At 71.7% G+C, this 15,484-nt stretch carries 10 protein-coding genes; 3 read left to right on the top strand and 7 right to left on the bottom strand.

The window, feature by feature from the left end; genetic code table 11:
• The first annotated feature begins 862 nt into the window (after positions 1–862).
• Positions 863–3,388, top strand: a complete 2,526-nt coding sequence (locus ABT112_RS13035; protein ID WP_351508746.1) for an ATP-dependent Clp protease ATP-binding subunit — start codon at positions 863–865, stop codon at positions 3,386–3,388.
• A 123-nt stretch (positions 3,389–3,511) separates the two neighbouring features.
• On the opposite strand, the gene ABT112_RS13030 is transcribed toward ABT112_RS13035, so the two are convergent.
• Positions 3,512–6,766, bottom strand: a complete 3,255-nt coding sequence (locus ABT112_RS13030; protein ID WP_351508744.1) for an NACHT domain-containing protein — start codon at positions 6,764–6,766, stop codon at positions 3,512–3,514.
• A 526-nt stretch (positions 6,767–7,292) separates the two neighbouring features.
• Between ABT112_RS13030 and ABT112_RS13025 the strand changes: the two genes are divergently transcribed.
• Positions 7,293–8,036, top strand: coding sequence for a M23 family metallopeptidase (locus ABT112_RS13025; protein ID WP_351508742.1), 744 nt, complete (start codon positions 7,293–7,295; stop codon positions 8,034–8,036).
• Between the two features lie 137 nt (positions 8,037–8,173).
• Here the strand turns inward: ABT112_RS13025 and ABT112_RS13020 are convergent, their stop codons facing one another.
• Positions 8,174–8,761 (bottom strand): TetR/AcrR family transcriptional regulator, encoded by a 588-nt coding sequence (locus tag ABT112_RS13020; protein WP_351508739.1) that lies wholly within the window; start codon positions 8,759–8,761, stop codon positions 8,174–8,176.
• Positions 8,762–8,893: 132 nt separating this feature from the next.
• On the opposite strand from ABT112_RS13020, the gene ABT112_RS13015 reads away from it, so the two are divergent.
• On the top strand, positions 8,894–10,483 hold the full coding sequence (locus tag ABT112_RS13015) for an MDR family MFS transporter (RefSeq protein WP_351508737.1): 1,590 nt from the start codon (positions 8,894–8,896) through the stop codon (positions 10,481–10,483).
• Positions 10,484–10,780: 297 nt separating this feature from the next.
• On the opposite strand, the gene cseC is transcribed toward ABT112_RS13015, so the two are convergent.
• The 5 genes from cseC to ABT112_RS12990 form a co-directional block, all read right to left on the bottom strand.
• Entirely contained in the window at positions 10,781–12,133 is a 1,353-nt protein-coding gene (gene cseC, locus ABT112_RS13010; protein ID WP_351508735.1) for a two-component system sensor histidine kinase CseC, read from the bottom strand.
• 6 nt (positions 12,134–12,139) lie between these two features.
• Positions 12,140–12,835: a two-component system response regulator CseB gene (gene cseB, locus ABT112_RS13005; RefSeq protein ID WP_351508733.1), complete on the bottom strand. Its 696-nt coding sequence runs from the start codon at positions 12,833–12,835 to the stop codon at positions 12,140–12,142.
• Between the two features lie 9 nt (positions 12,836–12,844).
• A complete protein-coding gene (locus ABT112_RS13000; protein ID WP_502975326.1) occupies positions 12,845–13,495 on the bottom strand; it encodes a hypothetical protein in 651 nt (216 codons plus the stop codon).
• Positions 13,492–14,046 carry a SigE family RNA polymerase sigma factor gene (locus tag ABT112_RS12995; protein ID WP_351508729.1) on the bottom strand — a complete coding sequence of 185 codons (555 nt, stop codon included), beginning with the start codon at positions 14,044–14,046 and terminating at the stop codon, positions 13,492–13,494. The genes ABT112_RS13000 and ABT112_RS12995 overlap by 4 nt, the downstream gene beginning before the upstream one ends.
• Before the next feature lie 184 nt (positions 14,047–14,230).
• The gene (locus tag ABT112_RS12990; RefSeq protein WP_351508728.1) at positions 14,231–15,133 is read right to left on the bottom strand and encodes an iron-sulfur binding domain-containing protein; all 903 of its coding nucleotides are present in this window, start codon (positions 15,131–15,133) and stop codon (positions 14,231–14,233) included.
• Positions 15,134–15,484 lie beyond the last annotated feature (351 nt).

Here is a 15,484-nt window from a genome sequence, read left to right as displayed (position 1 = left end):
CCCGGCTCGGGAGGCCGCAGCCACACCGGAACGCTCCGGCCGTCGGCGGCCTCCCGCCAGTCCGTCGGGAGCGGGGCCCGGGATGCGGCCGCCGAGGGCGACCGGGTCCAGGCGCACGCCGCCCCACTCCGGCCGGTCGAGCGGCTCCGGCAGCCGGTCCGCGCCGCCCGCGGCGATCGGTACGCGCATCCTGAGCCCCTGCCGGGCGACCGGTCCGGTGCGCGGCATCCGTCGCGGCACCGCGGCACCGGCGTCCGCGGGCAGTCCGAGGGCGTCGAACCGCTCCCCGGGCGGCAGCTCCCCGCGAGGCGCCGCCAGTGGTCTCCCGGCCGAGCCGGTCCCGGTGCTACGGCGACGCCGCCCGGCGTCGGTGCGGACAGCGTCGGTATCGACCGCGGACGGCCGGCGGGGACGGCGCGCGAAGCGGGCCATGCCCGGAGCAACCGGCCGAGTCCCGCGGGGTTACGCACAGTTGGCGACCGGGTACTCACCGTGGTAGAGGCGGGGGCGTGTGGAGGTGTACGGGCGCGCAAGGATGTTCGCCCGTAGCGGATGGAACCGGCCCACGCCGCATGGAGTGTCAGTGCGTGCGGGTAAGAACTTTCCTAGTGGGAGGGGCGACGCGCAGGTCCGGCCGGGATGGCGTTCGCCATCGGCGTAGCGTCATGGTGGATATCCGCCTGGCCTGCGGGAACATCGTCTCGCACCATCGGGTTGGAGCTGTTGTCGGCTGTTCGGGGCAGGAGGCCAAGGACGGTGTCGGCAGTTGGAATGAGCTGTCCCCCGTAGCGGGACTAGCATGCGGAAGGACAGGGAGGGGATCGTCCCCGATCTTTCTGACCGCTCTGAGGAGCGATTAACGATGTTCGAGAGGTTCACCGACCGTGCGCGGCGGGTTGTCGTCCTGGCTCAGGAAGAAGCCCGGATGCTCAACCACAACTACATCGGCACCGAGCACATCCTCCTGGGCCTGATCCACGAGGGTGAGGGTGTCGCCGCTAAGGCCCTGGAGAGCCTCGGGATTTCGCTCGAGGCGGTCCGGCAGCAGGTGGAGGAGATCATCGGGCAGGGCCAGCAGGCTCCGTCCGGGCACATCCCCTTCACCCCCCGTGCCAAGAAGGTCCTGGAGCTGTCGCTCCGCGAGGCCCTCCAGCTCGGCCACAACTACATCGGCACGGAGCACATCCTGCTCGGCCTGATCCGCGAGGGCGAGGGCGTCGCCGCCCAGGTCCTCGTGAAGCTGGGCGCCGATCTGAACCGGGTGCGGCAGCAGGTCATCCAGCTGCTCTCCGGGTACCAGGGCAAGGAGGCCGCCACCGCCGGCGGCCCGGCCGAGGGCACCCCCTCGACCTCCCTCGTGCTGGATCAGTTCGGCCGCAACCTGACGCAGGCCGCCCGCGAATCCAAGCTCGACCCGGTCATCGGGCGCGAGAAGGAGATCGAGCGGGTCATGCAGGTACTCTCCCGCCGTACCAAGAACAACCCGGTGCTCATCGGCGAGCCCGGCGTCGGCAAGACGGCGGTCGTCGAGGGCCTGGCCCAGGCCATCGTCAAGGGCGAGGTGCCCGAGACCCTCAAGGACAAGCACCTCTACACCCTCGACCTGGGCGCCCTGGTCGCCGGCTCCCGCTACCGCGGTGACTTCGAGGAGCGCCTGAAGAAGGTGCTCAAGGAGATCCGCACCCGCGGCGACATCATCCTGTTCATCGACGAGCTCCACACCCTGGTGGGTGCGGGTGCCGCCGAGGGCGCGATCGACGCCGCCAGCATCCTCAAGCCGATGCTGGCCCGCGGTGAGCTGCAGACCATCGGTGCGACCACGCTCGACGAGTACCGCAAGCACCTGGAGAAGGACGCGGCGCTGGAGCGCCGTTTCCAGCCGATCCAGGTCGCGGAGCCGTCGCTGCCGCACACCATCGAGATCCTGAAGGGCCTCCGGGACCGCTACGAGGCGCACCACCGCGTCTCGATCACGGACTCGGCCCTCGTGGCGGCCGCCACCCTGGCCGACCGCTACATCTCCGACCGCTTCCTGCCGGACAAGGCGATCGATCTGATCGACGAGGCAGGCTCCCGGATGCGCATCCGCCGGATGACCGCTCCGCCGGACCTGCGCGAGTTCGACGAGAAGATCGCCGACGTGCGCCGGGACAAGGAGTCGGCCATCGACTCCCAGGACTTCGAGAAGGCGGCCTCTCTCCGCGACAAGGAGAAGCAGCTGCTCTCGGCGAAGGCCAAGCGGGAGAAGGAGTGGAAGGCCGGCGACATGGACGTCGTCGCCGAGGTGGACGAGGAGCTGATCGCCGAGGTCCTGGCGACGGCCACCGGCATCCCGGTCTTCAAGCTCACCGAGGAGGAGTCCTCGCGGCTGCTGCGCATGGAGGACGAGCTCCACAAGCGCGTCATCGGCCAGAAGGACGCCATCAAGGCCCTGTCGCAGGCGATCCGCCGTACCCGCGCCGGTCTGAAGGACCCGAAGCGCCCGGGCGGCTCGTTCATCTTCGCCGGTCCGTCCGGTGTGGGTAAGACCGAGCTGTCCAAGACGCTGGCGGAGTTCCTCTTCGGCGACGAGGACGCGCTGATCCAGCTCGACATGTCGGAGTTCAGCGAGAAGCACACCGTCTCGCGGCTCTTCGGCTCGCCTCCCGGCTACGTCGGCTACGAGGAGGGCGGCCAGCTCACCGAGAAGGTGCGCCGCAAGCCGTTCTCGGTCGTGCTGTTCGACGAGGTCGAGAAGGCCCACCCGGACATCTTCAACTCGCTGCTGCAGATCCTGGAGGACGGTCGTCTGACCGACTCCCAGGGCCGGGTCGTGGACTTCAAGAACACGGTCATCATCATGACGACCAACCTCGGCACCCGGGACATCTCCAAGGGCTTCAACCTGGGCTTCGCCGCCACGGGTGACGTCAAGACCGGCTACGAGCGGATGAAGAACAAGGTCAACGAAGAGCTCAAGCAGCACTTCCGGCCCGAGTTCCTCAACCGTGTCGACGACACGGTCGTGTTCCACCAGCTCACCGAGGAAGACATCATCCAGATCGTCGACCTCATGCTCGCCAAGGTGGACGAGCGGCTCAAGGACCGCGACATGGGCATCGAGCTCAGCGGCGCCGCCAAGTCGCTCCTGGCCAAGCGGGGCTACGACCCGATCCTGGGCGCCCGGCCGCTGCGCCGGACGATCCAGCGGGAGATCGAGGACGTGCTGTCGGAGAAGATCCTCTTCGGCGAGCTGCGCCCCGGTCACATCGTGGTCGTCGACATCGAGGGCGAGGGTGACGACAAGAAGTTCACCTTCCGCGGCGAGGAGAAGTCGGCTCTGCCGGACGTTCCTCCGATCGAGTCGGCGGCGGGTGGCTCGGGTCCGAACCTGAGCAAGGACGCGTAGGTCCTGCCGACGGCCGCTCCGGCGGCTGCTGGACGACGAGGGCCGGCCCCGAACCGTGCATCACGGTTCGGGGCCGGCCTTTTGCTGTGCCAGGGGCGGGTGTGCCGGCCCTGTTCCGGAGGGTCAGTCCCGGGGGCGGGGGGTGAGGGTGAGGCGCACGCCGGGGAGGTCTCGCGTGCCGTCGGCCGGGCGGACGTTGTACAGGCTGACGCTGCGGAGCTCGTCCAGCCCGGCCAGGCACGACAGATCGGCTGTCGGCATCGGATCCCGGGGGCTGCCCAAGCTGAGGTTGTGCAGCCCCGGGACGACGCTGGGGAGCGCTGACAGCACTGTGGCGAGAACATCGTCCGCAACCTGAATGTTCAGCAGGTGCAGGTCCCGCAGGCCGGGCAGGGCGAAGCCGTCAGGGACGCGGAGCGGTGCCGCGGTGGCGGTCAGACCGAATCCCAGGGAACTCAATGAGGGGAGTCGGGAGAGTTCCTCCCAGTGAGCCGGGCCGAGGTGCCGTGACATGTTCAGGTGCAGGAAACGGAGGTCCGGCCAGGCAGAGATCCCGAGGACGGCGTCATCGACGGGCTCGCGCAGGTAGAGAGCCTCGAGTGGTGCATCGGCCGGGAGCATGGCGAGCCAGTCCTGCGGCAGCGGATCGTAGAGGAACAGCGAGGTGAGGGCGGACAGCTCGGAGAGCCCGGTGAGTGCGTGGGAGGCCGGGACGTCGTCCAGCAGCAAGGAGTGCACCGGTGTGTCCGCGAGCGGGGACAGGTCGGAGATCCCTGGGCAGGACCGCAGCCACAGGCTGCTTAGCGCCGTGCACTCCCGCAGCGGTGCGAGGTCTGTGATCACCGCGTTGGACTCGATCCGCAGGTGAGTGAGCCGGGCCGGGTCGACCACGTCCAGCAGCTCACCGGCTTCGAAGTCGCCTCTGACCATCAGCCGGGAGCAGCGGTCCAGCGACTTCAGGATGCGGAGCTCCTCCCGTGAGGTGGCCACGAAGTCCAGACCGTCCGGGTCCAGGTGCCGCAGGACCTCCTCCGCGTACCGCTCGGTGTCGAAGCGCTGCCAGGTCCACGCGAGCTGGGAGCGTACGCCGAGGGACGGGTGGTGCCGGAAGCGCTTCAGGAGCGGGATCGCGGCGTCCGTGCCGAGCTGTGAAGCCGCGCTGACCACGTGCACCGCCTCGTCCTCCGGCAGCCTGTCCGGGCCGGGGAGCAGTTCCAGTACGACCGGTCCCGCCGCGGCGAGGGCGCGGGCCTCCTCGGTGCTGCGGGGCGGGATGAGCCTCGCGGCCCGGCTCTCCACCTCCGTGCGCACGGCGGGATCCAGCTCGCTGGCGTGTTCCAGGCAGGCCATGGCGAGGAGGTGGATTCGGGACCTCTCGGCGGCGTCCGTCGCCCGGTCGCCGCGGGCGAGGAGCTGGGTCAGGAGGTCCGCCCGTTCGCGGGGCCGGGCGTGGGCCACGGACATCCGGATGACGTCCTCCCACTGGGCGTCCGTGGCGTTGTTGATCAGCAGGCCGATGTCCCAGGCCTCCACGGCGGCCCGGGCCCCCAGGTAGTCCTGGAACGTGCGGTGGACGAAGTCCACGGTTCCGGTGGCCGGCTCGCGCAGCAGCCCGCTCCGGACCAGGAGGTGGCCGAAGATCCGGTCGGTGTCGCCCTGGGCGGCCGCGGCCGGTACCGCGGGCAGGGCGTCGGCGATGACGCGCCGGGCGTGGTCGCGCTCCAGCTCGGTGCGGCCGTTGCGGATGAGCCAGTAGGCGAGCCGCTGGAGGAGCTGGATCTGCGGCTCCTCGCTCAGCTCGACGCTGTCCGGGCCGTGCATGTCCCGTTCGCGGTCGCGGCGGGACAGCAGCATGGAGAGGGCGGCGTCGTAGAGCTCCTTGCGCCCGCGGGGGAGGTGGCCGCGCCGGTCCCGGTGCAGGGCGCACAGCAGCCCGCACATCAGGGGGTTCGTGGCCAGCCGGGCCAGGTCCTGCTTGGTCTCCACGGCGGCCAGCAGCGCCTGTTCGTAGCCGTCCAGGCGCTCGGTGTCATCGGTGTCGAGGCGGGCGGCGGCGTGCCAGCGCCGGATGAAGGCCGAGACGTCCCCGCGGCTCATCGGCGCCAGGGTCAGCTCGGTGAAGTCCTCGTCGGCGAGCCAGCCCTCACGGACGGCGGACGGGCGGGAGGTGATCAGCCACAGATTGCCCGGGAAGGCGCTGAGCAGGTCCCGCAGCCAGTCGCGGGTGCGCGCCCGGTGCCGCTCGGGGATCTCGTCCAGGCCGTCGACCAGCAGCAGCCCCCGGCCCTCGGCCAGGACCCGGTCGGCCCAGCCGGCCGGCTGGGTACCGGCGACCGGGCAGTTCACGGCGGCGAGCAGCCGGTCGGGGGTGGGCAGGCCGGCGCCGTCGCGGATCAGGGAGCGCAGCGGGAGGACGAACGGGATGCGGTCGCGGAGCCGGGACGGCATAGCCGCGTCGTCCTGCCGGGCCGCGGAGACCGCCAGCCACTGGACCAGGGTGGTCTTGCCGGAGCCCGCGACGCCGCGCAGGAAGACCCGGTCGTGCCCGGAGAAGGCATGGTCGGCCGGGAGCCGGGAGACGGGCGCCAGGACGTCGTGCAGGCCGTTCGGGGCGGCCTGCGGGCAGTCGCCACCGCTGCCCGCCATCGTCGTGGCACCGGCGGTCGTCGCGGCCGCCTCCAGGCCGAGGTAGGCCGCGTCCAGGGGCCAGCGGTCCGGGGAGTCGGACAGGTCGATGCCGTAGATCGTGAGCCGGCCGTGCTTCTGCGCCAGATGGGCCCGATAGCGGGCCTCGAAGGCCGCGTCCTCGCCGCCGCGGCGCGGGGTGCGGGCGATCAGCTCGTCGACCCGGGCGAGGACCGTGCGCAGCTCCTGGCTCTGTTCCACCAGGGTGCGGGCGACGAAGGCCGACCGCTGGGTGAAGAAGTGCAGGATGTGCAGGCAGGCGGTGTCGAGCAGGGCGTCGTGCAGGGCTGTGGCGTCGGACGAGAGGTCGGCGATGCCGCGGGCGTTCGCCCGCCGGAGCGTCCCCGCCAGGGCGGCGGGCCCGAGGCGCACCGCCTGGACGTCGTCCATGGCGAGGTCGCCGAGGCCGTGCAGCGTCCGGGCGAGGGTGTGGACGACGGCCTCCCGGTCCCCGTCCGCCGCCCGCTCGTGCGGTCCCGCGGACCGCTGCCCCCGCTCGACCAGCTCCGAGGCCAGCCGCAGCAGGTCGCGCTCGGTCAGGGCGCGCTTCTCGCCCCGGAAGGAGACCAGGCCGGAGACCCGGACCGGCCGGTCGACCAGGCCCCCGCCCGCCCCCTCGGTCACGAACAGCTTCTTGATCAGCGGTGCGACGGCGCTCGACGCGAGTCGGGCGCCGATGGCTGCGGGATCCACGTCCCAGGCCCCCCGGCGGTGGTGTGGCGTGCGCGGGTCGTTCGCGCGCACGGGCTGCTGGAGGGACAGCCTAAGGCGCGGCGGCCGACGGGGGCTTTGGTCCCGAAACGGACCTGCGAAAGACCCGCGGAAATGCCTTTGGATCTTATATGCGGGTGACGTGTCGCACGTGGTCCGGCTCACTTACTAGAAACAATAGGAGAATGGCTTTGGGGGAGATCGGGACCAAGGTCCCGGGACTCATGCCTCCGGAGGGCAGAATGGCCCTTCTCCTTCATATTGCAAGGTCATCGCAGCGGAGAGTGGGTGAGTTCCAGGGATTTTCCGCCAGGCGCCGTGGTCTGTGCGGGTCGGAAGGCCTCAGGTGCTGGTCAGGGCGGAGATGGAGGGGGTCGAGCGGGGGTGTGAGGCCATACGGCCGACGGTAGTAGAAAGGGCGCTTGTCGCCCTCGGAAAGGCGGGTTACCAAGGATGAGCGATTTCCGGAAAGCCCCCGGGATTCATTCACTTCTTGGAGGAAAGCCGTATGCGTAAGCACACCCAGACCACCACCGCGAACAAGTCCGTCCTGCGTCGTCGCGCCGCTGTTCTGGCCGCGGGCATGGGGGCCTCGGTCGCGCTGGGCTCCGGGGTGGCGCTCGCCTCTGCGGACGCCTCCGCCCCGCAGCACGACGTCTTCGCGACCAAGACCGCCGGTTCCCTCTCGCAGGCCGTGCAGGCCCAGGCCGACGGCCAGCACAAGGCCGCCGAGAAGGACGCGGCCAAGGCCAAGGCCAAGGCCGCCGCCAAGGCCGAGGCCAAGAAGCGTGCCGCCGAGAAGGCCGCGGCGGACCGCAAGAAGCGCGCCGCCAAGCTCGCCAACCCGGCCACCTGGGTGAAGCCGGTGGACCACTACACCAAGGGTTCGACCTTCGGTCTCGGCGGCAGCCACTGGTCCAACAAGCACTCCGGCCAGGACTTCGTCGTGCCCACCGGCACCTCGGTGAAGGCCACGCACAGCGGCACCGTGGTCGAGGCCGGCTGGGGCGGCTCGTACGGCAACAACATCGTGATCAAGCACGGCGACAAGACGTACACCCAGTACGGCCACCTCTCGACGCTCGGTGTGAGCGCCGGCCAGACCGTGAAGACCGGCCAGGAGATCGGCAAGTCCGGCAGCACCGGTAACTCGACCGGCCCGCACCTGCACTTCGAGACCCGGACCGCCCCGGTCTACGGCTTCGCCGTCGAGCCGATCAAGTTCCTGAAGAGCCACGGCGTCCACGCCTGACGCTCCCGGTACCGGCCCCGCCGCGGGCCGGTGACCCACGGTGCCGCCGCCCGCGACGGGCGGCGGCACCGCTGCGTCGGGACCCGCCGGACCGACCCGGGCGGGCGGTGGAGCCGCCGACCCGGCCGGGCGGAGAGCTACCGCCCCGGCTCCTCGGCGTGGTGGGCGGCGGTCACCAGTTCCAGGGCGACCTCCAGGACGGCGTCGCGCTTCTCGTCGGGGTCGCCCTCGAGCTCCTTCATCGCGAACATCCCGGCGTGGATCGTGAAGAGCGCGCTGATGCAGCGGACCTGGTCGGTCAGGGGCGCGTCCGCGTCCTTGACCAGGTCGAACATCGAGACCAGCCGCTCCTTGAAGCCCTCCCCGATGCTCAGCTCCCGCACGGTGGCCTGGTTCTCCTGGATGAAGCGGAAGAGCGGGGCCGCCTCGTGCAGGGCCGCGCTGTAGCGGTGGACGATCTGCTGCTTGGTCTCCAGGGTGCGGGGCTGCCGGCGGGCCCACTCGATCAGCTCGTCCAGCGGCCTGCTCAGGTCCTCGAAGATGCCGAGGACGATGTCCTCCTTCGTCTTGAAGTGGTAGTAGAGCGCTGCCTTGGTGACGTCGAGCTGCTCGGCGATCTCCCGCAGGGACGTCTTCTCGTATCCCTGCTCGGCGAAGAGCTCCAGGGCGACGTCCTGGATGCGCTGCCGGGTGTCGCCCCGGCGCGGCCGGCCTGTGCTGCCCATCTCTTCTCCTGCGCTCGCCCGGGCCGCGGGCCCGGAGAAACTTACTTGACGCCCGGCAAGTAGCGGGTTACCTTCCGAGTGTAGTCAACTTGCCGGGCGGCAAGTAAGTGCACCTCAGGGGGAGTGGTACCCATGGCCCAGGTTCAGGCACCGGGAGCGGCGCCGCCGCAGGCGGCCGCACCGCGCAATGTGCGGGTCGTCCTGCTGGCGCTGATGATCGCGATGCTACTGGCGATGCTCGACAACATGATCGTCGGCACCGCGATGCCCACGATCGTGGGCGAGCTCGGCGGGCTGAGCCATCTCTCCTGGGTGGTGACGGCCTACACCCTGGCCACCGCCGCCTCGACTCCCATCTGGGGAAAGCTCGGCGACATGTACGGGCGCAAGGGCATGTTCCTCGCGTCGATCGTCACCTTCCTCGCCGGTTCGGCCCTCTCCGGGATGGCCCAGACCATGGGGCAGCTGATCGGCTTCCGCGCGCTCCAGGGCCTGGGCGCCGGCGGTCTGATCGTCGGCGTGATGGCGATCATCGGCGAGCTGATACCCCCGCGGGAGCGCGGCAAGTACCAGGGCATGATGGCCGGCGTGATGGCCCTCGCCACCATCGGCGGCCCCCTGATCGGCGGCACCATCACCGACCACCTCGGCTGGCGCTGGAGCTTCTACATCAACCTGCCGCTCGGCGCGGTGGCCCTGGCCATGGTCACGGCGGTGCTGCACCTGCCGAAGAAGAAGGCGCAGGGGCGCATCGACTACGCGGGCGCGGTGCTGCTCACCGTCGGCATCAGCGCGCTCGTGCTGATCACCACCTGGGGCGGCACCGAGTACGCCTGGGGCTCGGCACAGATCGTCGGGCTCGGCGTGACCGGCGTCGCCGCCATCGCGGCCTTCCTCGTCGTCGAGCGGCGCGTGGCGCAGCCGGTCCTGCCGCTGCACATCTTCCGCAACGCCAACTTCACGCTGATCACGCTGATCGGCTTCTTCGTGGGCTTCGTGATGTTCGGCGCGGTGGTCTTCCTGCCGCTCTACCAGCAGACGGTGCAGGGCGCCTCCGCGACCAGCTCGGGACTGCTGCTCCTGCCGCTGCTGCTCTCGATGACGGCCGTCTCGCTGATCGCGGGCCGGGTCACCACCTCGACCGGCAAGTACAAGATCTTCCCGATCGTGGGCGGCGCGCTGGTGACCACCGGGCTGTTCCTGCTGTCCCTGATGGACACCGGGACCAGCCGGTCCACCTCGGCCGTCTACATGGCGGTGCTCGGCGCGGGCCTGGGCTTCCTGATGCAGATCACCATGCTGGTCGCGCAGAACAGCGTCGCGATGAAGGACATCGGCGTGGGCTCCTCGTCCGCGACGCTGTTCCGGACGCTCGGCGGCTCGTTCGGCGTCGCGATCTTCGGTGCCCTCTTCACCCACCAGGTGTCGGAGACCATGGCCGCACGGGTCGGCGCGCGGGGCGCCGCGGTGACCTCGTCCTCGGCGCAGCTCGACCCGAAGAGCCTGGCCCAGCTGCCCGCGGGGATCAAGGACGCCTATCTGCACGGGGTCGCCTCGGGCACCCACCACATCTTCCTCTGGGGCGCGGCGATCAGCCTCGTCTCCTTCGTGGCCGCCTGGTTCGTCAAGGAGGTCCCGCTGCGCGGGGCCGCCGGGCCGGTGGAGCGGAGCGTGAGCGAGGACGCGCCGGCGCCGCAGGTGGCCGTCGGCGAAACCGTCTGAGCGGTCCGCACCGACGGCCCCAGGCGCACGGCCCTCAGCGCAGGCCTCAGCGCACGGACACAACGCCCGCGGCACCCGGCATCGTGCCGGGTGCCGCGGGCGTTCGTGGTGCCGGGTGCCGGGTGCCGGGTGCCGGGTGCCGGGTGCCGGGTGCCGGGTGCCGGGGCTCACTCAGGTCCCGACCGGACCGGCCGAACCTTGCCGGACCGCAGTGCGTTCAGCCCGGACCGGACCGGACCGGACCGGACCGGACCGGACCGGCTCGGCCCGCCCCGCCCAGGCCCCGGTGACCGGGCCCTACTCCGGCAGCGTGATCACCGGGATGCTGCCGGTCTCGGTGGGCGCGGACTCCGGCAGCCACAGCACGGCCACCGCCCCGCCGTCCGCTTCCCGGCTCTCCGAGGACACCCCGCCGTCCGCTTCCCGGCCCTCCGGCGGCACCCCGCCGTCCTGCGGAATCGCGTTGCGGAACGTCAGCCGGGCGCCCAGCACCCGCGCCTGACCCGTGGCGATGGTCAGCCCCAGGCCGTGGCCGTTGCCGGACCGGTCGGTGCTGCCGGTGCGGAACCGGCTCGGTCCCTCCGCCAGCAGTGCGGCCGGGAACCCCGGTCCGTGGTCGCGGACCTTGAGCACCCGCCCGTCCACCGTGACCTCCACCGGCGTCCTCCCGTGCTTGGCGGCGTTGGCGAGGAGGTTGCCGAGGATGCGTTCCAGCCGCCGCGGGTCGGTGTGCACATACGCGTTCCGGTCGACCCGCACCGTGGCGTCCGGGGCCAGCACCCGCACCCGGCGCTCGACGAACTCGCCGAGCGCGATCTCCTGCAGCTCGGCCCGCTCGGCGGCGGTCTCCAGCCGGGCCACCTCCAGCACGTCCTCGACCAGAGTGCGCATCGCCTGCGCCCGGTCCCGGACGAGTTCGGTGGGCCGGCCCGGGGGCAGCAGCTCCGCCGCGGTGAGCAGCCCCGTCACCGGGGTGCGCAGCTCGTGCGCGATGTCCGCGGTGACGCGCCGCTCGGCGTCCAGCCGCTGCTGGAGGGCGTCGGCCATGGCGTCCACCGCCCGCGCCAGGTCGTCCGTCTCGTCCCGCACCCGGCCGCCGATCGCGTCCCGGATCCGGACGCCCGTGTCCCCCTCGGTGATCTTCCCGGCCGCGGTGGCCGCCTTCCGCAGCCGCCGCGAGAGCTGCCCGCCGATGAGCACGCCCAGCGCGCAGCCGCCGAGCACCACCGAGGCCGAGCCGACGACCAGCGCCTGGTCGAGGTCGGTGAGGACGGCGTACCGGTCCTCGAAGCGGGTGTGGATGGACAGCACCCGGCCGCCTGCCAGCGGCACCGCCGCCCAGACCTCGGGGGCGTCGCCCTGGTCGTCGTCGAGATAGGTGGCCCGCTTGCCGGTGAGCACGACGGCCCGCAGCGCCGGGGGCAGCGCCGGGTCGTCGATCTTCGCGAACGGCGGGAGCCCCTTCGTCTTGTAGACGCTCTGCACCCACTTGATGCGCTCGTCCTGCATGTCGCGGCTGCTGTCGAGCATCGAGACACGGGCCGCGTTGTGCACCACCAGGCTGAGCGCGATGGCCCCCAGCGAGCTGACGGCGGCGATGGCGATGATGAGTTTCCAGCGGAGACCGGTCCGCAGGGCGAAACGTCGCACGCGCGGTCAGCCCTTGAGCTTGTAGCCGAAGCCGCGGACCGTCTCGATCCGGTCCTGGCCGATCTTGGCCCGCAGCCGCTGCACATGGACGTCCACCACCCGGGTGTCGCCGCCCCACCCGTAGTCCCAGACCCGTTCCAGCAGCTTGTCGCGGGAGAGGACGGTCCCCGGCGCGCCGGAGAACTCCAGCAGCAGCCGCATCTCCGTCGGGGTCAGGCCGACCGGCTCGCCCCGCTTGAACACCGCCATGCCCTCGGTGTCGACCTCCAGGTCGCCGAAGGTCCGCAGACCGCCCTCGGGCTGCCCGTCGTCGCCCGCGCCGGGCCCGCCCGCATGGCCGAAGCGGCGCATGACCGCCCGGATCCGGGCCACCAGCACCGCCCCGTCGAACGGCTTGGTCACGTAGTCGTCGGCGCCGGCCTCCAGGCCGAGGACCACATCGATCGAGTCCGCCCGCGCCGACAGCATGATCACGGGGACGGCCGACTCGTCCCGGATCCGGCGGCACAGGCTCACCCCGTCCAGGCCGGGCACCATCACGTCCAGCAGCGCGATGTCCGGCCGGTCGGCACGGAACTTCTCCAGCCCCGTCAGTCCGTCCGGTACGGCGGTGACGTGGAACCCGTCGCGCTCCAGCGCGAGCTGGGTCGCCTCACGGATGACGTCGTCGTCCTCGACGAAGAGCACATGGGTATCGGCCATCGTCTGCTCTCAGCCCTCCGGATCCTTGGTCGGGTCGGAGCCCTTCACGGACTTGCTGAACTCGCTGCGGGTCCCCCGGATCTGGGTGAACCTGCCGTCGTCCCAGCGGTAGGTGGTGATGTTCTCGCCCGACGGCTCCGACACCGAGTCACCGGGCGCGTACGTCTGCTGGGTGACCTCCAGATTCCCCTGGGAGATCACCGCGTAGACCGGCGGCTGCTCGTTGGCGAAAACGTTCTCGTACTTCTTGCGCGCCACGTTCTCGCGGTACACATACGACCCGATGCCGATCGCGTCGCCGCAGGTCAGGACGTTGATGACCACATCGGGTGCGCTGTTGCGGGTGATGTCCCCGTAGCTCACGTCCACCGGGTACTCCCCGGCGCACGGCTTGAGGCCCTTGCGGATCTGGTCGCTGACCTTCGGGTCGTTCTTGAGCATCTTCACGGCGTCGACCCGCGACGGCGCGCTGGGGGACGGGGAGGGGGTGGCCGGGACCACCTTGGTCGAGCCCGCCTGTGCCGGGCCCTCGGTACGGACGCCCTCGCCGCCCGTGCCACAGCCGGCCAGCAACAGGCCGGCGGCGGCCGCGCCCGCGACCGCCGCACCGGTCCTGAGGAAACAGGCCGTCGTGCTGTGGGTGTTGTCAGCCCTGGTCAAGCGGCGCACCGCTCGCGCCCCCGCTCGGTGCGTTCCAGCTCCTGTGCGTCCAGCTCCCGGCTCTCCAGCTCCTGGCGCAGCCGGGCCAGCGCCCGGTGCAGCGTGCTCTTCACGGTTCCGGTCGACATGCCCAGGGCCGCCGCCGTCTCCTCCGTGCTCATCTGCTCCCAGTGTCGCAGCACCACGACGCTGCGCTGCTTCGGGGCGAGCACCTTCAGCACGTCCATCAGCAGAGCGCGGTCGGCGCGCTGCTCGGTGCCGTCGTCGACGCTCGGCTCGGGGAGCTGCTCGGTGGGCACCTCGTCCAGCTTCCGCGCCCGCCACCACTCGGTCCGGGTGTTGATCATGACGCGCCGGAGGTAGGCGTCGGCCAGGGACTTGTCGGCTATGCCGTCCCAGCGGCCGAAGGTGCGGGCCAGGGCGGTCTGGAGCAGGTCCTGGGCGTCGACCGGGTCCGGTACGAGACGCCGGGCGCTCCGCAGCAGTGCCTCCTGCCGGGTCCTGACGTACTCCTCGAATCCCAGGACCTCGCCGACCTCACTGCTTGCCATCTCCGACCGCCTCCGTTCCCCGGTTTCCCGCCCCCGTCGCGCCGGACTTCCCGGCACAGCCAGAAAATTACGGAGGCGCTGTAACGGAGCCGTGCGCTCCGGCCCTCGGGATACGCACGGCTACCCGTCGGTTGTGTAACGGCGGGGAGGAAAGGGACGCTGAGTATGGGCGAGAGGAGCCGGGTCAGGCGTGCGGGAGGCGGTACTCCCCGCCGTCGAGCGGCTCCACGAGCCCGTCGGCGACCAGCCCGTCCAGGGCGCGGGCGCGCTGCACCGGCTCGTCCCAGACGGCGTCGAGCGCCGACTGCGGCACCGGGCCGACGGCTTCCCGCAGCACGGCCAGGAGCTTGCCCCGCACCTGGCGGTCGGTGCCCGCGTAGGTCTGGCCCCGGCGCGGCGGTCCGTCGTGCGCGGGCGAGCCGGCGAGCCGCCAGGCGCAGTGCGCGGCGATCGGGCAGCGGTGGCAGTCGGGGGTGCGGGCGGTGCAGACCAGCGCGCCGAGCTCCATGGTGGCGGCGGCCCACGCGGCGGCGGTCGGCTCGTCGTCGGGGAGCAGGGCACGGGCGAGATGGCGCTCGGCGGCCGTGGTGGCGGTCGGCGGGTACTGGGCGCCGCTCACGGCGCGGGCGAACACCCGGCGGACATTGGTGTCCAGGACGGCGTGCCGCTGCCCGTACGCGAAGGAGGCCACCGCCGCCGCGGTGTACTCGCCGACACCGGGCAGCGCGAGGAGCTTCGCGTGGTCGCGCGGTACGTCGCCGCCGTGCCGTTCCGTTATCGCGGCGGCCGCCGCGTGCAGCCGCAGGGCACGGCGCGGGTAGCCGAGCCGGCCCCAGGCGCGGACGGCCTCGCCCGGCGGCTCGGCGGCCAGGTCCGCGGGCCGCGGCCAGCGGGCGAGCCACTGCTCGTACACGGGGAGGACCCGGCTGACGGGGGTCTGCTGGAGCATGAACTCGCTGACCATGACGCCCCAGGGGCCGGCTTCGGGACGGCGCCAGGGGAGGTCGCGGGCGTGCGTCTCGAACCAGTCGATGACCGGGGTGTGCAAGGCGGCGGGAGCATCGGTGCGGGGCGTGGTCGTAGTCATGGCAGTTCCGATCCTGACATGGCTCCGCCCGGCGCGGGACGTTCCGCGCCGGGCGGCGGCCGCCTCGGGAGGGTGGCGCCGCGCGTCAGCGCGCTGCGGAGGCCGCGGGGCCGGTCCCGCCCCGTCGGCGTGTTGTCCGCCCGGCGGGCAGCCGGCCCAATCCCGGCGGCCCGGTCGTGGCGGGCCGGTGGTGGTGGGGAGCCGGTGCGCACGCCGACGGCGTTCTCCTTCCCGGATGGTCACGGACGGTGCCCGGGCCGCCCGTTCGGTCGCGGTGGGTGACGACCGTCGCGCCGGCCGCACGGCGGTCCGGGACCCGCGGCCGGAATCCGTGATGATGATCCGGAAAAG

The organism is Streptomyces sp. NPDC002055 (assembly GCF_040296705.1).
In the GTDB taxonomy this organism is placed as follows: domain Bacteria; phylum Actinomycetota; class Actinomycetes; order Streptomycetales; family Streptomycetaceae; genus Streptomyces.
This window is presented reverse-complemented; position numbering and strand designations above follow the sequence as displayed.